The organism is Arthrobacter sp. 01T414, from assembly GCF_056398965.1.
The window spans coordinates 374,774-392,413 of record NZ_JBFTQK010000001.1; the positions used below are offsets into that span (position 1 = coordinate 374,774).

The window sequence follows — 17,640 nt, forward strand, 5'->3', positions numbered from 1 at the left end:
CGCCGGGCCGGTATTGGCCCCGAAAAGCGACATCCTCCGCGTGCTCGCTCGTTCCTCCCCACCGTCTGCCTAACCTCGCAAGCTCGGCCAGGGAACCCTGACGGCGGGGGCCCTGCTTAGACGCACGCTTCCGAATGCCACTTTCCGGATCCCGACATGCCAAGGGCCGGCTCCGATCGTTCGAGCCGGCCCTACTCATCGTTCGAGGTGAGAAATGGACATGCTCGTTGGGACCGGAATTCGTTGCTGGACATGCTCAACGTCCCAGCTGGGCAATGGACATAGTGGGAGTATGTCCACTCTTGGCGGGCAAGGATGGGCATGTCCGGAGGTAACTGCCGCGAAAACCACCGAGGGCCGGCCCATGGAAACGGGCCGGCACTCTGTGGTTATCGAACTCGGTGCGGAACCCTAGCGGGAGCGCTGGCGGAGGCGCTGCATGTCGAGGATCACGACGGCGCGGGCCTCAAGGCGCAGCCAGCCGCGCTGGACGAACTCGGCGAGGGCCTTGTTGACGGTCTCGCGCGAGGCGCCGACCAGCTGGGCCAGCTCTTCCTGGGTGAGTTCGTGGGCCACCAGGACACCGTCCGTCGCGGGGCGGCCGAAGCGGTCGGCGAGGTCCAGCAGCGCCTTGGCCACGCGTCCGGGGACGTCGGAGAAGACCAGGTCGGAGAGCGAGTCGTTGGTGCGGCGAAGTCGCCGGGCGAGGGCCTGCAGCAGCTGGGCCGAGACCTCGGGGCGGGTGCGCAGGAGGGCGTTGAGGCTCTCGTTCTTCAGCCCGGCCAGGCGGGTCTCGGAAACGGCGGTGGCCGTCGCGGTCCGCGGGCTCGGGTCGAACAGCGCCATTTCGCCGAACAATTCGCCCGGGCCGAGGATGGCGAGCAGGGACTCACGGCCGTCCGGGGAGGTACGGCCGAGCTTCACTTTGCCGGAGACGATGAAGTAGAGCTGGTCGCCCTGGTCGCCTTCCCGGAATACCGAGGCTCCGCGTGAGAGGTCCACCTCGGTGAGTTCGTCCGTCAGCAGACGGAACGCCTCGTCGTCGAGCGTGGCGAAAAGGGGTGCGCGGCGCAATACCTCGATATCCATGAAATCTCCTGACTTACTGTGTCGGCTGGGGCGCTTCAGCCATTGTTTCAGAATTTTGCGGCTTCTGTGACGTACTTGGCACCGAAACGCACTAAACGGCGGGCGGGTGACGTCCCGGGCTGCTGCGGGACCCGGCAAACTGTCAGCCCGCGCCGGTAGAATGGGCACCTACCAGTCATTAAGGAGCCCCGGTGTTCGGCTTGACCATCTTGGACTTGGCGTTGATTCTGACGCTCTTGTCCTACCTGATCTACGGCTTGCGCAACGGCTTCCTGGTGACGCTTGGCGGAATTGCCGGGTTCGCGGCGGGGGCCGTGGCGGCCTTCGTGTCGATTCCGATCGTCAGCGACCTCGTGGGCGATCCCGGCTGGCGGCTTACCGCCATCATTGCCACCGCCGTGCTGTTGATGATGCTGGGGCACGGCTTGGGCACCATGATCGGACGGCGGATCCGCAGCGTCGTGAAGATCAGCCCGCTCCGGCTGGCCGACCGGGTGGTGGGCGGCGGAGTCAACCTCGCCGTGTCCGCCCTGGTGATGTCCATGCTGGCGTTCAGCATCAGCGCGCTCGGCGTTCCGGTCGTTTCCCAACAGCTGGCCGACTCCAAGGTGATCGGCTTCATCGACGGTGTTACGCCCACGCCCCTGAAGACCTCCATGGCCCAGCTGCGCTCGGCCGTGATCGGGGACGGGATTCCGACTCTGTTTGAAGGTGGTGTCGGCGGCCGGCCTGTGCCAGTGCCGGATGCCAGCACCGACACCCCCGCATTGAATAAGGCAGCCGCGTCCGTGCTGAAGATCGCCGGGACCGCCTACCAGTGCGGCCAGAACCAGACCGGCACCGGCTTTGTGGTCTCGCCCGGCCGGGTCGTGACGAACGCCCATGTGGTGGCCGGCGTCCCGGAGCCCGTTGTCGAGGTCCCCGGCGGGGGAGCCCTCCCCGGCCGGGTGGTGTACTTCGACAGCCGGCATGACCTCGCCATCCTGGCCGTGGACGGGCTACGCGCCGCGCCGCTGCCGCTGGGACGCGACCTTCCCGCTGGCAGCCCGGCAGCGTTCGCGGGTTATCCGCACGGCGGCCCGTTCCAGTCCAAGCCGGCCACGGTGCGGGACATCACGACGGTCCTGGTCCCGGACATCTACGGCAACAACGCCGCCGCCGAGGATGTGTACCGGCTCGCGGGTGACGTGCAGCCCGGGAACTCCGGCGGTCCGCTGCTGACCACGGGCGGGCAGGTGGCCGGGGTCGTCTTCGCGAAGTCGACGTCCGAGCCTTCGCTGGGCTTCGCCATCACCATGAACGACCTCGGCCCCGTGGCTGCAAAGGCCCCGGGCCTGGGCGACGCCGTGTCGCCGGGCCAGTGCATTAAGAAATAGCCTGCGCCGAACTAGTCGGGGACGGGCGGCCCAGCCCGTCAGCCGCCGGCGGCCTCGATCCACTCCAGGCTCTGGCCGTGCGGGCCAGCGATCGCCACCGGCAGGCCGTCCTCCAAAAGCAGGAAACGACCGCGGAGCCGTGCTTCGTCCATTTCGGGAACCACGCTGGATCCGTCCGCCTGCACGATGACGGTGTGGCCCTCGTTGGAGAGCCAGTGGCAGCCCCGGTCCGCGGCCAGCAGGGCGATGGTGTCACGGAATTGTTCGCGGCCGGCGGCATCGAGGTAGGCCATGACCGCGCTGTGGAACACCACCAGGGCGGCCTCCGGCGGTGCCTGCCCGGCCAGGGAGACGAGTTGTTCGTTGAGGTCCCCGGCCACCAGCAGCGGCGGATCCGTCCGCGCGACGGCGATTGCCTGGCTCAGCCGCTCACGGCGGAACTCCTGCTCGGGCCAGATCAGCGCCTCCAGCCAGGCGACATCTTCCGGGTCCCGGATGTCCAGCGGGTTCAGGTCGATGCCGGCCCGCCACGCGACCAGTGGCAGCGCGGCCGGCAGTGGCACCGGCCCTGCCGTGGCGCAACGCAGCACCGGGTAGGTCCCGGGCGCGGCGCCCGCCGGAGCCAGCTGCGTGACGCTGCCCGCCTCGTCGTCGAATTCGTAGCCGTAGTGGTCCGGGTACAGCGTCAGGCCCGCCGAGGCGCCGACCTCGATAAGGGCCAACGGACGCTTCTCCGCGGCGGCTATCCGGGCGAGGGACGGGAGCAACGCGGCGCATCGGCCGGCCTCGTTCGTCTGCGTGGACCGGGAAAAGACAATCCGGGAGATGCCGTCCCAGTGAGCGTCCAGGAACCTCCGGAACTCCGCATAGGGGCCGATCCGGGCGCCGAGGAAGCGGGCGGCCGCCAGCATCAGGAGCGGTTGGCGTTTGTTGTGCGGCCACGCGTCGATGCGCCGGATGAGTTCGGGGTCGTCCGCGATGCCCTGCGACCACTCCGCGTAGCAGGGGGAGTTGCCGGGGGCGTCGACGGTGCCGAAGTGGCGGTACCACTCCGCCGTCCCTGCCGGCTGCGCCCCGGGGGACATGCTCAGTCCCGGTCCGCGTGCAGCTCGGCGAGGTAGTCGACGGCGAAGCGGTAGCCCAGGATGCCCGCCCCGGCGATCACGGCCTTGCTGATGTCCGAGAGATAGGAGTGGTGCCGGAACGGTTCGCGGGCGTGCACGTTGGTTATGTGGACCTCGACGGCGGGAAGCTGCACTGCGGTGAGGGCGTCCCGGATGGCCACCGAGGTGTGGGTGTAGGCGCCGGCGTTCAGGACGATGCCGACCGCTTTGCCCCTGGCGGCATGGATGGCATCAACGAGGGCGCCTTCATGGTTGGACTGGAAGCAATCGACGTCGAATCCGTGCGCCGAGCCGGCCTCCTTGGCAAGCTGCTCGACGTCGGCCAGGGTGGCCGTGCCGTACTTTTCCGGTTCACGGGTGCCCAGCAGGTTCAGGTTGGGCCCGTTCAGGACCAGGATGGTGCCGCGCCGGGCGTCCGGGGAGGTGGCTTCGCTCATGCCTGCCAATGTATCGCGTTGTCCCGGACCATGCCCCTGATGTGTCCTGCGAAGTTCATCATTCACGGACCTGTCCCCGGCCGGCAGGACTGCCCGGACCGCTCGCGAGCCGTTCAATCCGCCGCAGCGCGAGGGCGCAGACCGGCAGGTAGGCCGGCGCCCACCAGGGCACGGTGAAGATGACCAGGCAGCCGCCATCCTTCTGCGGCTCCACCCGGTGCCCGGTGGCGCGCACCCCGGCAACAGACCACTGCCAGTACCGCCCTGCCTCGAACCTCGTCACGGTGTACGGCAGGGCCACCCGCAGGATGGTGCGGACCCTTCCGCGGCTGCCGGACCGAAGCTCCGAAGACTCCAGTCCCGCTGTTGCCGGTTCGACGCCGCTGACTGATGGCCCCCACGCCGGCCACTGGCCGGTATCCGTGAGCAGCTTCCAGACCACCTCGGCCGGCGCGTCGACCCGGCGCGATACGGAAAAAGTCACCCGGTGCGGCCCAGGACGGGAACCGTGTTCACTTCTTGAGCGAGTGCGCGATCTGGGCCATCACGGTGTTGTCCGCCAAGGTGGTGGCGTCACCCACCTCGCGGCCCTCGGCGACATCCTTGAGCAAGCGGCGCATGATCTTGCCGGAGCGGGTTTTCGGCAGTTCCGGCACCACCAGGATGGTCTTGGGCTTGGCGATCGGCCCGATCTCCTTGCTCACGTGGTTGCGGAGCTCCTGGACGATCGAGTCGCCCGAGTCCACCGCGTCCCCGCGCAGGATCACAAACGCCACGACTGCCTGGCCGGTGGTCTCATCCGCTGCGCCGACGACGGCGGCTTCCGCCACGGCCGGGTGGGACACGAGGGCGGACTCGATCTCCGCGGTGGAGAGCCGGTGGCCGGAGATGTTCATGACATCATCGACCCGGCCGAGCAGCCAGATATCGCCGTCATCGTCCTTCTTGGCGCCGTCGCCGGCGAAGTACATCGTTTCGAAGCGGGACCAGTAGGTTTCCTTGAACCGTTCCGGGTCACCCCAGATGCCGCGCAGCATGGCCGGCCATGGCTCCCGGATCACGAGGTAGCCGCCGGCGCCGTTGGGAACGGATTCACCGGCCTCATCGACGACGTCCACGGCGATGCCGGGCAGCGGGACCTGGGCGGATCCCGGCTTGGTGGCGGTCACCCCGGGCAAAGGCGCAATCATCTGCGCGCCGGTTTCGGTCTGCCACCAGGTGTCCACGATCGGGGCCGGGTTCTCCTTCTTCTCACCGTTCTTTCCGGCGTTGGCGCCGATGACCTCCCGGTACCACATCCACGCCTCGGGGTTGATGGGTTCGCCCACCGAGCCCAGCACCCTGATGGAGGAAAGATCCGACTTTGCCGGAATTTCTTTGCCCCATTTCATGAAGGTGCGGATGGCGGTCGGGGCCGTGTAGAGGATGGAGACCTTGTACTTTTCCACGATCTCCCACCAGCGGCCCTGGTGCGGCGAGTCGGGGGTGCCCTCATACATGACCTGAGTGGCGCCGTTGATCAGCGGCGCGTAAGCCACGTAGGAGTGGCCGGTGATCCAGCCGACGTCGGCGGTGCACCAGTACACATCCGTTTCCGGGTGCAGGTCGAAGACCGCCTTGTGCGTGTAGGCCCCCTGGGTGAGGTAGCCGCCGGTGGTGTGCAGGATGCCCTTGGGCTTGCCGGTGGTGCCGGAGGTGTAGAGGATGAACAGCGGGTGTTCAGAGTCGTGTCCTACGGCGGTGTGCTCGTCCGAGGCGGCATCGACCGTGTCGGACCACCAGTGGTCCCGGCCCTCGTGCCAGTCCACGTCCTGGCCGTTGCGCTTGACGACGACGACGTTCTGGACGGTGTGCCCGTCGTGGGCCAGCGCCTCGTCGACGGCCGGTTTCAGGGCGCTGGGCTTGCCGCGGCGGTAAGTGCCGTCGGCGGTGACCACCAGCTTGGCCTCGGCGTCGTCGATCCGCGAACGGAGCGCCTCGGCGGAGAAGCCGCCGAAGACAACCGAGTGGATGGCGCCGATACGGGCGCAGGCCAGCAGCGTGATGACGGCCTCGGGGATCATCGGCAGGTATACGGCCACGCGGTCACCCTTGGCCACGCCGAGGGATTCGAAGGCGTTGGCGGCCTTCTTAACCTCCTGCGTCAGCTGCGCGTAGGTGTAGCTGCGGGTGTCCCCGGGCTCTCCCTCGAAGTAGATGGCAACCCGGTCACCGTTGCCGGCCTCGACGTGACGGTCCAGGGCGTTGTAGGCGGCGTTGATCTCGCCGCCGACGAACCATTTGGCGAAAGGCGGATTGGACCAGTCAAGGGTCTCGGTGAAGTCCTTGCTCCAGCTCAGCAGCGCGCGGGCCTGCTTGGCCCAGAAAGCCGGCCGGTCGGCGTCGGCCTCGGCGTAATCGGCGGCGGTGACCACTGCGTTGGCGGCGAACTCGGCCGAAGGGGCGAACTTGCGGTTCTCCTGCGACAGGTTTTCGAACGCATCGCCCTGCCGGGGCGCCTGGGTGGCCGTGGTGGAGCCGGGGGTCTGCTGGGACATGGTGAACCTCATCATTCATCGATCCGTGCTGTGCGGAACGACCGATCCCGCCGCTGTCCCCGGTGCTTGCGTGGCACCGGGCATCGGCTGGTCACGGGCGTACCGCAAAGAGCTGTTCCGAAATACACACTAACGCGCAGGTGTGACAGAACGTGTGCCCCGTCACAAAGGGAGCCGTGAGCGGTGTTTATTAAGCGCCGAGTGGTGCGGGCGGTGGCGTGGCCTGCGGGGAGCCGCGCCGAACCCCGCTTTACGCGCAGGGCGAAAGGCTCCCCGGAGTGGTGCTGGAGTTACGGCCGGGCAGCTAGTGATCGGTTCTGCACTTGGCTAGGCTGAGACGGAGTTGTGACATCCAATGGGGGGCGACGGGGCCGCTGGCGGTCCTGTTTCGCCTGCCGTTAGGCGGCACTGTCCAGGGTGCGGCCACGCTAAGGAGAACAGAATGAACGAGCAAAGCAACGGGCAGCTCCACGCGCCCCTCCGCAACGAGGGCCAGGCAGGCCCGGCGCAGGCCGGCGGCCAGGGGGACCAGCCACGCTTCACCGTGGACAAGCCGAACCCGAAGAACAACGAGGCCGTCGTGGGGCCCTTCACGGTCCGCGACCTCACCGTCTTCGGCTCCACCCTGCTGCTCTTCATCGCCTCCCTGATCCCGATGTTCGTGGACCGCTACAACCTGTGGAGCCTGGGCAACTTCTTCTTCCTGGGCCTGGGGGTCCTGCTGCCGCTGATTGTCGCCGCCCTCTTCGTGGCCCGACGCGTCAGCCCGGGCACGAAGATCCGGATCGGTTCCCTCTCGATCGACCAGTTCGCCTCCGTGGTGGCGTCCTTTAGCCTGGCGTTCTTCTTCCTGGCCTCTGCCGGCGCATTCGTGCCGAGCCTTCTGGTGGGGCTCGTTGGCTCGCTGGGACTCTTCACCGCCACCGTGCTCGCGCGGCTGATTCCCAGCCTCGCCGGCGACTTCCTGCACCGCGCCGAAACCCCCGCCCACGTTGTGGCGCGGGAAGCCGCGGTGCCGGTGCGCAAGCCGCGTGCGCCCAAGGCACCCAAGCCCGCCGGCGAAGCCTCAACGCCCCGGGAAGGCGGCAGCCCGCTGGCTGGCTGGGTCAAGCGGATGACCACGGACAAGACGGCGGGCCCTGCCGAAAAGGCCCCGCTTGCAAGCGAAGGCCGCGGGTCATCAGCCGGTGCCGCCGGTGCAGGTGCAAGCGCTGCAGCTGCAGGAGCCGCAGGCGCCGCCGCGGCATACGCCCGCCCGGCCGCCGCCGAGCCCGCCACCCAGGCTCACGGCGTCGTCCCCACCGCGACGCCGGCCGTATCGCCGACGCCGACGGCGGCGTACGCCCCGGCTCCCGCCGCAGGCGAAGCGGCCCGGGTGGCCGCGGAGCAGTCCGCGGCCGCTCCCGCTGCGGCAACTTCAACGGGATCCCCGGCCACCTCGGAGGCACCCGCGCGGCAGAGCGCGGCCCTGGAGGAGACGCAGGCGGCCAGCGTCCCGGCTGCGGCAGCGGCCGCGGCGCCGTCCGCCGCAGGCCACGAGGCACCCACGGCCCTCACCCCGCAGGTCCGTTCGCAGGAGCCGATCGGTGCCACGGTGGACCCGGCAAGCCGCCCCGAGAGCAATGCGGCCGCCCCGGCCTACGAGGCGTTCTGGTTCGCCGTTGCACAGCCCCGGACCGCCGTGGACGAGCGCACCGGCGCCCCGGCCTTCGTCGTCGAACCCGGCGGCTGGGTCCTGGCCCTGGAGGACCGCGGCCACGAGTTCCTGGTCCAGCACACGGACGGCCGCGTCGGCGTGCTCCGGGATCTCAGCAACATCGAACGCGGCTAGCCGGACCGTGGCCACCGAAGTCGGCGCCGCAAAGCCCGCTACCGCGAAGCCCGCTGCCGTGAAGCCTCGCGTGCAGGCTGGTGGGGAGACCTTGCTTGGACTCAAGCGACGCGCCCGCCGGATAAACAAGGCACTGGCCGAGCAGTATCCGTATGCGCACGCAGAGCTGGATTTCCGCAGTCCCTTCGAACTCGTGGTGGCCACGGTGCTCTCGGCCCAGACCACGGATGTGCTGGTCAACCAGATCACTCCGCTGTTGTTCGCCCGGTACCCCGACGCCCGCAGCATGGCCGAAGCCGAGCCCGCAGAGCTGGAAGCGATCATCAAACCCACTGGGTTCTTCCGGGCCAAGGCGCGGAACCTGATGGCGTTGTGCACCAAGCTTGTGGACGACTACGACGGCGAGGTGCCCGGCCGGCTGGCAGACCTGGTGAAGTTGCCCGGCGTCGGGCGCAAGACCGCCAACGTGGTGCTGGGAAACGCGTTCGGGATCCCCGGCATCACGGTGGACACGCACTTCGGCCGGCTGGCCCGCCGCTTCGGTTGGACGGATTCGGATGATCCGGTCCGGATCGAATCTGACGTCGCCGAACTGTTCGAGCCAAAAGACTGGACGATGCTCTCGCACCGCGTCGTGTTCCACGGTCGGCGCGTCTGCCATTCCCGCAAGCCGGCCTGCGGAGCCTGCGCCGTGGCGAATTGGTGCCCCAGCTTCGGAGCCGGCGAAACGGATCCGGAGAAGGCCAGGAAGCTGCTGAAGTACGAACTCGCCCCGGGCCAGGAGGAACTGCTGGCGAAGCTGCTGGCCGAAACGCATCGCGCCGCCGAAATCCGGATGGAATCGCAGAGAAGGCCGCAATGACCGCCCGCCAGGACCTGATCGACCTCGTGGCCGCGGTGCAGGCCGGGACGGCCCCGTCACCGGATCCGCGCTGGCGTGAGCTTACGGTGGAGCCCGGCGAACGGGTCCGCCGGGCCGCCGTGCTGATGCTGTTCGGCTCGCTGGATGACGTCCCCGCGACGTCGGTGAAACTGCTGGCGCCGGCGGATCTGGACGTACTGCTGCTCCAGCGCGCGCAGACCCTGGATGATCATCCGGGCCAGGTGGCCTTCCCCGGCGGCGGCATCGACCCCGGGGAATCCGTGATCGAGGCCGCCCTCCGGGAGGCTGAGGAGGAGACGGGGCTGGACCCGCTGGGTGTGGAGGTTCTCGGCGTCATGCCCGAGCTGGCGCTGCCCCGCGGGAACTTCCTGGTCACCCCCGTGCTGGGCTGGTGGGCGTCCCAGTCACCGGTTCGGGTGGTGGACTATGGCGAGTCCTCGCAGGTCTTCCGGGTGCCCGTGCGGGACCTGCTGGACCCCGACAACAGGGTGATGGCGACCGTCAGCCGCGCCGGCCAGACCTTTCAGAGCCCGGCCTTTACCGTCAACGGCGTGGTGGTCTGGGGCTTCACCGGCATGATCCTCAATCAGTTGTTCGACCAGCTCGGCTGGGCTGTCCCGTGGGACCGGACGCGCCTTCACGGGATAGACGGCTGAGGTCGGGTCCCCGATATTGTGCCGTCAGGACGCCGCCGCGGGCCGTCAGTACGCCGCCGCGGCGGGTTTGTTACCGGACTGGGTGACGGACTGCCGGGCGCCCGGCTTGCCGCCAGGCTTTCCGCCGGACCGGTCCACGACCAACCCGGTCGCGGCGTTCTCGCGCACCGCGGTGATGCCCGCGGCCGCTCCTTTGATGGTGTTGAAAAGCGGTGAAACAGCAACTACTGTCCCGTCCGGTGCCGTCAGCCTGAAGAAATACGACTCGTCTCCGGCTTCTGCAATCTCGAAAACGCCAGCCACTCTGCTGCCTCCCCAATTCCCTGCCTTGTTGCATTGCACCGGCGGATCAATCGGGATCATCGCCGGCCTCTTTCGAGCGTAACGGGGCTCTCAGAGCGGGCGCAACGCTACTGACGGGTACGTTACCCAGGGTGTCCGGCCCGGCGTCGGACAGCGCATATGGGCAGCTATTTAGCGTTGTCGTAGGAGTCGACGACGGCGACGCTCACCGGAAATTCCACCGGTATCCTGCCGAACAGCAACTCTTTGGCGGCGGCCGCGGATTCCTCGATGGCCCGGATGCAGGCATCGACGGCGTCGGCAGGGCAATGCACCATGACCTCATCGTGCAGGAAGAAGACCAGTTCCCCGGCGGCAGAGCCGTCCGCGCGCAACCCCCGCAGCCGCCGTCGTAATTCCGCCAGCCAGCAGGCTGCCCAGTCGGCGGCGGAACCCTGGACCACGAAGTTCCTCGTGAACCTCCCGCGCGAGCGCGCCAGCGACTCGGCCCGGCGCTGTTCCTCTGCGGTGGCGGATTGCTGGCTACGCAGCCACCGCTCCGAGGGCGGCGGGCTGCTGCGGCCCAGCCGGGAGGTGACGGTCTTGCCCGCTTCGCCCTCGCGCGCGGCCTGCTCGACAAAGCCGACGGCGCGGGGATAGGTCCGGGCCAGCTGCGGCATCAGCCGTCCGGATTCGCCCGTGGTGGCACCGTAGATTGCGCCGAGCAACGCGACCTTGGCCTTTGCCCGGTCGCCGCCGAAACCTTGCGCGGCGATGCCGGCGTAGAGGTCCTTGTCTCGGGCGGCCTCCGCCATCCTGGAGTCCTGGGCAAGCGCCACCAGCACGCGGGGCTCCAGTTGCGAGGCGTCGGCGACGATCAGCTTGTGGCCGGGGTCGGCGTGCACGGCGCCGCGGATCTGGCGCGGGATCTGAAGTGCCCCGCCGCCGCGTGAGGCCCAGCGTCCGGACACAACCCCGCCCACCACGTATTCGGGCCGGAAGCGGCCGTCCTTGACCCAGGCGTCCAGCCACGCCCAGCCGTTGGCGGCGTGCAGCCGGGCGAGCTTCTTGTAGGCCAGCAGCGGTTCGATCGCCGGGTGGCTGGATTCCTTCAGCTCCCACTGGCGCGTGCTCTTTACCTCGATGCCGTTCCGGTGCAGGGCCCGCATCAGTTCCTGTGGGGAGTCAGGATTCAGCGCCGGGGATTGCAGCAGGCGGCGGAGTTCGCTATTCAGGGCCTCCAACTTGGCGGGGCGGTGGCCTAGGGCCGGCCGCGGGCCGAGGTAGTCCTCGAGGATCCGTTCGTGCAGTTCCTCGCGCCAGGGGACGCCGGTGTGCTGCATCTCGGCGGCAATCATGGCGGCGGCGGATTCGGCGGCCAGCAGCAACTGGAGCCGTTGCTTCCGGCGTCCGCCGTCCGGAGTGACGGCATTTGGAGCGACGCTGTCCGGCGCGACGCTGTCCGGCGCGACGTCGGACAAGGCTTCCTGCTGCGCGGCGTATTCTGCGCGCAGCTGCTCGGCGGAATAACGCGGGGCCGCGCGCAGCCCCGGGTCCTCGAACAAGGCGCCCTGGTCAGCGGGCGGGGGAGGGGGCTGCAGTGCCCGCGGCGGCTGCTGGACGTCGTCGTCCTGGGTGAGCTTCTCCGCATTCCGGGCATACTCGGTATGCGAGGTGAACTCCGAATGAGCCAGGATGGCGCCGCACAGGGTCAGGTCATAGCAGCGTTCCAGCTCTACCCCGGCGGCCAGCAGCGCCGGGTACCAGTCTTGCGTTCGGTGCCAGATCCAACGCGGGCGCTGCTGCTCCAGCTGGCGAACGACGCCGGGCAGCTCGTCGGCGCTGACAACGCGCGCCGCCGGGGCCTCGGGATCGGGGTGGCCGGCCGGCGTGAGCCGTTGCAGGGCGGCGCCGTCGGCGTGGGCGGCGAGCAGCAGATGCATAGGCTCAATTCTGCCCTGCCGGGGCAGGGCAGGTGGACCGGGGTGGGGGCGGGGCCGTTTGTCTGGGCGGGGCGCTTTGGGGGCGGAGGGGACCGGGCCGCCCCGGGGCGCGCCGGACCGTGCCGGGGCACACGGAATCGCCCCGGTTTTCCACATAGCCGACGTCGGCGGGTGGAAGCAGCGCCCGCAGCGCAGAAAGTGGTGGCATGAGCAGGCATCAACTCCGCGAGCCCCTTAGCAGCCAGCTCCCTTCGAGTCAGCCGGTGAGCAGGTCGGGACCGGACGCCGCACCCGACGCGGCCCCTATCCCCGGGTCGTGGCTTCCCGGCGGGTCTGCGGAGACGCTGCTGGTGACGGGCTCCGAGGTGCTGCGCGGCGAAGTGGAAGGGATTGTGGCCGCAGCCGGGAGGCAGCTAATTGTGGCGCGGGATGCCGCGGAGGCGGCCCAGCACTGGGAATCTGCCTGGGCGGTGCTGGTTGGATGTGACGTCCGCGAACTGCCGATCCGGCGCCGTGCGCCGGCAGTCCTCGTCGGGTTGAGCGGCGAAGGCGACGGCCTCTGGCAGTTGGCGGCGGTCATGGGGGCGGAACGTGTAGCCGTCCTCCCGGAGGGAGGACCCTGGCTTGCCGAGTACCTCAGCCGCTCCCACGCGCCGGACCCCGGTGGCCATGTCCTTGGAGTGGTCGGTGGATGCGGTGGTGCCGGCGCCACCACCGCCGCTATCTGGCTGGCGGAGGCCGCCGCAGGGCTCGGTGCCCGTGTGCTCCTGATCGACGGGGATCCTTGGGGCGGAGGCCTCGAACTGGCCCTCGCAGCCGAGGACGTGCCCGGGCTCCGCTGGCCCGACCTTGCCGAGGCCAGCGGCAGCATCGACCCGGACCAACTTCACGAGTCGCTGCCCGAGACGGGTGGTTTCTCCTTTCTGTCCTGGCCCGGCAACAGGGAACGGCCCACGCACGTCGACGCGGCCGCGGTGGCCGGCGTGCTCGACGCCGCACGCCGCTGCTACGAACTGGTCGTGCTCGATGTCGGCCGCGGACGCGAATCGCTGCGCGCCTTCGCATGGGAATGTGACCGCGTGCTCGTCGTCCTGCCAGCCCAGCTCCGGGCCGCGGTGGCCTCCGCCCGGTTGGTGACCGAACTTCCCCCGGTGGACACCTCGCTGGTTATCCGGGCGAAGCCGGGAGCCGCGCTGGACGTCCGGCTCATTTCCGAAGCCGTGGGGCTGCCGGTACAGAGCATCATGCCCGAGGTCCGCGGTACGGCCGCCGCCACGGAGCTAGGCCGCCTGCTGGAAGCCGGACGGCGGCACAGCGTGAAGCGCTTTACCGACGCTGTCCTTGACTTCGGCGCTGACGAGTACCCGTGAGCTCCCACGCGGCCGGCGCGCCGGACGCTGACGGCCCGCGGCTCCGGAGGCCGAGGGGGCACCAGCCGAGCGTGGACGCCCGGCTGCTTGAGGCCGTCCGCGAGTCGGTCATGGCCGACGCCGGGCCCGTCACCCCGTCCCGGGTGGCCGCAGCCGTCCAACGGAGCGGAAAACTCCTCGGCACCGCTGGGGCGCTGGCGGCTGTCGAAAGCATCAGTGCCGAACTGAATGGGCTGGGGCCATTGCAGCCGCTGACCCGCGACCCGCTCGTGACGGACATCTTCGTCAACGGCCCGGACTCGGTCTGGCTGGACCGCGGGCGCGGTCTTGAACGCGCCCCGGTCAGCTTTGCCGGGGAGGCGCAGGTCCGTGCGTTGGCGGCCCGGCTGGTGGCCGCCGGCGGCCGGCGGCTGGACGACGGCTCGCCCTGTATGGATGTCAGGCTCGACCGCGGCTACCGGGTGCACGCCGTCTTGCCGCCGATCTCCACGGCCGGGACCTTGCTAAGCGTGCGAATTCGCCGAGAGTCCGTTTTCTCCCTGGCTGAGCTCGGCAGGAGCGGCATGTTCGGCCTGTTCATCGAGGACGTCCTTCGGCGAATGGTGGCCCGGCGCCTGAGCTTCCTGGTGAGCGGCGCGACGGGCTCGGGAAAAACGACACTGCTTGCCACGCTGCTGGGGCTCTGCGAGCCCGGTGAGCGGCTGGTCCTGATCGAGGATGCTTCGGAGCTGAATCCCATCCATCCGCATGTGGTGTCCCTCGAATCGCGCCACAGCAACCTGGAGGGCGGCGGCGCCGTTGATCTCGGCGAGCTGGTCCGGCAGGCCTTGCGGATGCGGCCCGACAGGCTTGTGGTGGGCGAGTGCCGCGGCGCCGAGGTCCGGGAGCTACTTTCCGCCATGAACACCGGGCACAACGGGGCCGGCGGCACGATCCACGCCAACACCGCCGCGGCGGTCCCGGCCCGGCTGACGGCGCTCGGGGCACTCGCGGGGATGGGGCCGGACGCCGTCCGACTTCAGGCAGCCAGCGCCCTCGACGCCGTCGTGCACCTGGAACGGACACGACTCGGCCGTCGGGTGGCATCGGTGGGGCTGGTCGGGGAAGACGCCGGGGGCCTGGCCGTGGCCGTAGCGCTGGAAACGGTCGGAGGCGAGGTCCGCGCCGGGCCCGCATGGCCGGAGTTCGCCGACCGCCTGGGCCTGGACCCGGCTGCTGCGCCCGACAACTCAGGCATCCGCGCCGCGGCCGGCCCGCCATGACGGCCCTCCTGACCGGAGTCTTGGCCCTCGCATCCTGGCTGGCGCTAGCGCCGCCCGGTGGGCCCGCCCGGCGTATTCGGCGGTCTCTTCCAGGCCGCTTCGTGAGGTCCGCACCGGAGCTGTCCGTCGGGCGGCGGGCAGAAGGCCGGGGTGGCCGCTTCGCGCCGCTGCGCAGGAAGGGCAGGGTGGCGGCTGCTGTCCCCATGGCCGTGCTGGTTCAGCAGCTGGCCGCGCTGTTGAAGGGCGGCCGGACACCCGCCCGGCTGTGGGACGAACTCTGGCTTCTCTACGCGGACCGGGAATTGCCTGACCGCACGCAGGGCAGGAGGCAGGGCAGGAGCTGGCGACACAACCGGGGCACCGGGCCACCCGACGCCTTGGATGCGACATCGCGGGCGATTCTGGCGGCAGCCCGGGCTGCCGCACTGCGGGGAGCCCCGGTCGCGTCGGCCATCCGGACGTGCGCTGCCACCGGTGCCGGCGGCGGCGCCCACGCTGGTCCTGATGAAAGGAAACGGGCGGTCTGGGTGGAACTTGCAGCATGCTTCGACGTCGCCGAGGCCAGCGGCTGCCCGCTTGCCGAGGTCCTGAACCGCTTCGCCGCCCACCTGGAAGCCGAGGAGGACGCCGAAGCCGCACGGCAGACCGCACTCGCCGGCCCCCGGGCAACCGTCCGCATCCTGACCTGGCTGCCCTTTTTGGGGCTTGGCCTCGGTGTCCTGCTCGGCGTGGACCCCTTGAGCATCCTGCTCGGGACGCCCTTCGGCATGGCGGCGCTCGTCGCCGGGCTCGCCCTCACCGCCGCGGGTAGGATCTGGTCCGCCCGTCTCGTCCGGGCGGCAGCCCGGCTGCAGTGGTGATCCCTCCGGTGGGCAGTTTCGCGGTGGCCGCGCTGCTGGCCGCGGCGGTGGTCGTGGCGCTCGCCGACCAACGCCGTGCAGGCATGCGGTGGCGGCGGCTGGGCCGACGTCCGCCTGGCGGGGCGCCTGCGGGAGGCGCAGGCGGCGACGCGAAGACGGCGCCCGAACCGGGCGTCGGGCTCCGTGATCCGGCACTGATGCTGGAACTGATCGGTGCGATGCTGGACGCCGGAGCAGGGCTCGGGCGCTCGTTGGAACTAGTTGCCGGCCGCGCAGACCCCGAGCTCGGGCGCGCTCTGACGCCTGTCGTCTCCGCCCTCGCGATCGGCGCCGACTGGGAGACGGCGTGGCGGAGTACCCATGCAGTTCCAGCGCGGTTGCTGGCCCTCAGGGACGCCCTGGCCTTCGCCGCGCTGACCGGCGTGCCGTCCGCGGCCATCCTTTATGCGCAAGCCGCCCGGCTGCGCCGCGAGCATTTCCGGGCTGCCGAGCAGCGGGCCGCGGCATTGGGCGTGAAGCTCGTCGTCCCGCTCGGGCTGTGTTCGCTGCCCGCGTTTGTGTGCCTGGGCATCGTGCCGGTGCTACTGGCGATGCTGCCCCACGGACCCTGAGGGACGGATCCGCGGTGCACCGACTTCTCCTCAACAGCCGGAGTTGTCCACTTGGCCACGGACCGCACTTACCGGCGCACGGCGTGGGATCGACATTGGAATGAGCCGGTCCTGCACCGGAACAACCAGAGAGGAAATCCCATGACATTTCACCGCAGCACCCCCGCCGGAACCGACCGTGCGACCGCCGAGACTGGAACCGCAGAGGTGCTGGAAATCTACCCCGGCGCCCGGCAGGGGCCGCCGGTCCAGGCCGTTCCCCGTCTGGCCCGCAGATGGGGAAGGCTCTTTGGGTCCGAGGCGGGGATGGCAACGGCTGAATACGCCATCGCCACGCTCGCCGCCGTCGGTTTCGCAGGTCTGCTCGTGCTGATCATGCGCAGCGACGAGGTCCGGGGATTTCTGCTGAACCTCATCCGCACTGCGCTGGCGCTGCCGTGATCCGGTGCTCCCGGGGCGGGCCGGGCGCCTTGGCACGTACCTCCGCGCAAACGGGAGTTCGCCGGCCGCGGCACGTGGCCGCCTTGATGCGAGGATCCCGGGCGGGCAACGGCGCAGCACCGGCCCGGGGCGCCGTAACGGCCGAGTTCGCCGTCGCGCTGCCGGCCGTAGTGCTCCTGCTTGGCTTGCTGCTGGCCGGGTCCGCCGCGGGGCTGACGCAGCTTCGGCTCGAGGAAGCCGCCCGGGCCGGCGCGAGGGCGCTCGCGCGCGGTGAAGACGCAGCCGCCGTTGGTGGGATCGTCCGGCAGCTTGCCGGGGATTCGGCGCTGGCTGCCGTGGCCTCCGACGGCGTCTGGCTCAGCGTCACCGTGTCCGGGACCGTCAGCGGCGCGGTGGGTCCGCTGGTCCCATGGACCCTCACCGCGAAGGCGTGGGCGCGGAGCGAGGCCCCTGACGCGCCGGCCTTATCCGCGCCGTCCCTCTCCGCCCCGGCGACGGCGCCCCTTGCCCTCGCCTGTCCAGCGTGATGCCGGCCATGGTGCGGGACCCGGAACTAGGTGCGGGGAGCGTCCTTGCGCTGGGCCTGGGGATGGTGCTGCTGCTGGCGACGACCATCGTCGTCCTGCTGGGTCAGGCCGCGGTAATGGCTTCGCAGGCCGCGACGGCAGCGGATATGGCGGCACTCGCGGCCGCGGATGCCGCCCGTGGACTCACTAGCGGCGAACCCTGTGCCGTAGCCGCCGACGCCGCTGGACGCCATGGTGCGCGGCTCGTGGGCTGTTCGGTCGAATCCGGCGACACCGTCCAGGTCCGGACGGAACTCCGATCCCGCACGGTGTTCGGTTCGGCCACCGGCCTGGCCCGGGCAGGACCTCCGCCGGCGGAGGGCTCCGGGCCGGCGCACGGGCCCAGGTAAGCGGGCCCCGGAAAACGGTCGC

Annotated in this window: 18 protein-coding genes; 11 read left to right on the forward strand and 7 right to left on the reverse strand. The window is 70.0% G+C overall.

Annotated features, from left to right (window positions below; all coding sequences use genetic code 11):
* Positions 1-411 precede the first annotated feature (411 nt).
* Positions 412-1,089, reverse strand: coding sequence for a Crp/Fnr family transcriptional regulator (locus tag AC1DK9_RS01765; RefSeq protein ID WP_011693220.1), 678 nt, complete (start codon positions 1,087-1,089; stop codon positions 412-414).
* A gap of 191 nt (positions 1,090-1,280) precedes the next feature.
* On the opposite strand from AC1DK9_RS01765, the gene AC1DK9_RS01770 reads away from it, so the two are divergent.
* Entirely contained in the window at positions 1,281-2,465 is a 1,185-nt protein-coding gene (locus AC1DK9_RS01770) for a MarP family serine protease (RefSeq protein ID WP_476914821.1), read from the forward strand.
* A 38-nt stretch (positions 2,466-2,503) separates the two neighbouring features.
* On the opposite strand, the gene AC1DK9_RS01775 is transcribed toward AC1DK9_RS01770, so the two are convergent.
* From AC1DK9_RS01775 to acs, 4 genes are read right to left on the reverse strand one after another with little or no spacing between them, the layout of a single operon-like run.
* Complete coding sequence (locus AC1DK9_RS01775) at positions 2,504-3,550, reverse strand: DUF2332 domain-containing protein (protein ID WP_476914822.1); 1,047 nt, start codon at positions 3,548-3,550, stop codon at positions 2,504-2,506.
* 2 nt (positions 3,551-3,552) lie between these two features.
* Entirely contained in the window at positions 3,553-4,026 is a 474-nt protein-coding gene (gene aroQ, locus AC1DK9_RS01780) for a type II 3-dehydroquinate dehydratase (protein ID WP_476914823.1), read from the reverse strand.
* A 58-nt stretch (positions 4,027-4,084) separates the two neighbouring features.
* Positions 4,085-4,510, reverse strand: coding sequence for an SRPBCC family protein (locus tag AC1DK9_RS01785; protein ID WP_476914824.1), 426 nt, complete (start codon positions 4,508-4,510; stop codon positions 4,085-4,087).
* 28 nt (positions 4,511-4,538) lie between these two features.
* Entirely contained in the window at positions 4,539-6,563 is a 2,025-nt protein-coding gene (gene acs / locus AC1DK9_RS01790; protein WP_476914825.1) for an acetate--CoA ligase, read from the reverse strand.
* A 442-nt stretch (positions 6,564-7,005) separates the two neighbouring features.
* Here acs and AC1DK9_RS01795 point away from each other — a divergent pair, with 442 nt between their 5' ends.
* The 3 genes from AC1DK9_RS01795 to AC1DK9_RS01805 are packed head-to-tail and all read left to right on the forward strand — an operon-like array spanning position 7,006 to position 9,933.
* Positions 7,006-8,394, forward strand: a complete 1,389-nt coding sequence (locus AC1DK9_RS01795) for a hypothetical protein (RefSeq protein WP_476914826.1) — start codon at positions 7,006-7,008, stop codon at positions 8,392-8,394.
* 58 nt (positions 8,395-8,452) lie between these two features.
* Complete coding sequence (gene nth, locus AC1DK9_RS01800) at positions 8,453-9,256, forward strand: endonuclease III (protein ID WP_476914827.1); 804 nt, start codon at positions 8,453-8,455, stop codon at positions 9,254-9,256.
* Entirely contained in the window at positions 9,253-9,933 is a 681-nt protein-coding gene (locus tag AC1DK9_RS01805; RefSeq protein ID WP_476914828.1) for an NUDIX hydrolase, read from the forward strand. The genes nth and AC1DK9_RS01805 overlap by 4 nt, the downstream gene beginning before the upstream one ends.
* Positions 9,934-9,978: 45 nt before the next feature.
* Here AC1DK9_RS01805 and AC1DK9_RS01810 read toward each other — a convergent pair whose 3' ends face one another.
* Complete coding sequence (locus AC1DK9_RS01810) at positions 9,979-10,236, reverse strand: YegP family protein (RefSeq protein ID WP_476914829.1); 258 nt, start codon at positions 10,234-10,236, stop codon at positions 9,979-9,981.
* A gap of 167 nt (positions 10,237-10,403) precedes the next feature.
* On the reverse strand, positions 10,404-12,158 hold the full coding sequence (locus AC1DK9_RS01815) for a bifunctional 3'-5' exonuclease/DNA polymerase (protein WP_476914830.1): 1,755 nt from the start codon (positions 12,156-12,158) through the stop codon (positions 10,404-10,406).
* A gap of 263 nt (positions 12,159-12,421) precedes the next feature.
* Between AC1DK9_RS01815 and ssd the strand changes: the two genes are divergently transcribed.
* From ssd to AC1DK9_RS01850, 7 genes are all read left to right on the forward strand, one after another.
* Positions 12,422-13,528, forward strand: coding sequence for a septum site-determining protein Ssd (gene ssd, locus AC1DK9_RS01820; RefSeq protein WP_476914831.1), 1,107 nt, complete (start codon positions 12,422-12,424; stop codon positions 13,526-13,528).
* Positions 13,525-14,790 carry a TadA family conjugal transfer-associated ATPase gene (locus AC1DK9_RS01825; protein ID WP_476914832.1) on the forward strand — a complete coding sequence of 422 codons (1,266 nt, stop codon included), beginning with the start codon at positions 13,525-13,527 and terminating at the stop codon, positions 14,788-14,790. Before ssd ends, AC1DK9_RS01825 begins: the two co-directional genes overlap by 4 nt.
* Positions 14,787-15,650 (forward strand): type II secretion system F family protein, encoded by an 864-nt coding sequence (locus AC1DK9_RS01830; protein ID WP_476914833.1) that lies wholly within the window; start codon positions 14,787-14,789, stop codon positions 15,648-15,650. The genes AC1DK9_RS01825 and AC1DK9_RS01830 overlap by 4 nt, the downstream gene beginning before the upstream one ends.
* Positions 15,647-16,261, forward strand: coding sequence for a type II secretion system F family protein (locus AC1DK9_RS01835; RefSeq protein WP_476914834.1), 615 nt, complete (start codon positions 15,647-15,649; stop codon positions 16,259-16,261). Before AC1DK9_RS01830 ends, AC1DK9_RS01835 begins: the two co-directional genes overlap by 4 nt.
* 141 nt (positions 16,262-16,402) lie before the next feature.
* The gene (locus tag AC1DK9_RS01840) at positions 16,403-16,702 is read left to right on the forward strand and encodes a DUF4244 domain-containing protein (protein WP_476914835.1); all 300 of its coding nucleotides are present in this window, start codon (positions 16,403-16,405) and stop codon (positions 16,700-16,702) included.
* 86 nt (positions 16,703-16,788) lie between these two features.
* A complete protein-coding gene (locus AC1DK9_RS01845; RefSeq protein ID WP_476914836.1) occupies positions 16,789-17,229 on the forward strand; it encodes a TadE family type IV pilus minor pilin in 441 nt (146 codons plus the stop codon).
* Entirely contained in the window at positions 17,229-17,618 is a 390-nt protein-coding gene (locus AC1DK9_RS01850; protein WP_476915232.1) for an Rv3654c family TadE-like protein, read from the forward strand. The genes AC1DK9_RS01845 and AC1DK9_RS01850 overlap by 1 nt, the downstream gene beginning before the upstream one ends.
* Positions 17,619-17,640: the final 22 nt, after the last annotated feature.

Excerpts from the sequence above, each read along its gene's own strand:
- AC1DK9_RS01765 (WP_011693220.1), bottom strand. The coding sequence starts at position 1,089 with ATGGATATCGAGGTATTGCGCCGCGCACCCCTTTTCGCCACGCTCGAC.
- AC1DK9_RS01775 (WP_476914822.1), bottom strand. The coding sequence starts at position 3,550 with ATGTCCCCCGGGGCGCAGCCGGCAGGGACGGCGGAGTGGTACCGCCAC.
- aroQ (WP_476914823.1), bottom strand. The coding sequence starts at position 4,026 with ATGAGCGAAGCCACCTCCCCGGACGCCCGGCGCGGCACCATCCTGGTC.
- acs (WP_476914825.1), bottom strand. The coding sequence starts at position 6,563 with ATGTCCCAGCAGACCCCCGGCTCCACCACGGCCACCCAGGCGCCCCGG.
- AC1DK9_RS01795 (WP_476914826.1), top strand. The coding sequence starts at position 7,006 with ATGAACGAGCAAAGCAACGGGCAGCTCCACGCGCCCCTCCGCAACGAG.
- AC1DK9_RS01805 (WP_476914828.1), top strand. The coding sequence starts at position 9,253 with ATGACCGCCCGCCAGGACCTGATCGACCTCGTGGCCGCGGTGCAGGCC.
- AC1DK9_RS01815 (WP_476914830.1), bottom strand. The coding sequence starts at position 12,158 with ATGCATCTGCTGCTCGCCGCCCACGCCGACGGCGCCGCCCTGCAACGG.
- AC1DK9_RS01830 (WP_476914833.1), top strand. The coding sequence starts at position 14,787 with ATGACGGCCCTCCTGACCGGAGTCTTGGCCCTCGCATCCTGGCTGGCG.
- AC1DK9_RS01840 (WP_476914835.1), top strand. The coding sequence starts at position 16,403 with ATGACATTTCACCGCAGCACCCCCGCCGGAACCGACCGTGCGACCGCC.
- AC1DK9_RS01845 (WP_476914836.1), top strand. The coding sequence starts at position 16,789 with ATGCGAGGATCCCGGGCGGGCAACGGCGCAGCACCGGCCCGGGGCGCC.
- AC1DK9_RS01850 (WP_476915232.1), top strand. The coding sequence starts at position 17,229 with ATGCCGGCCATGGTGCGGGACCCGGAACTAGGTGCGGGGAGCGTCCTT.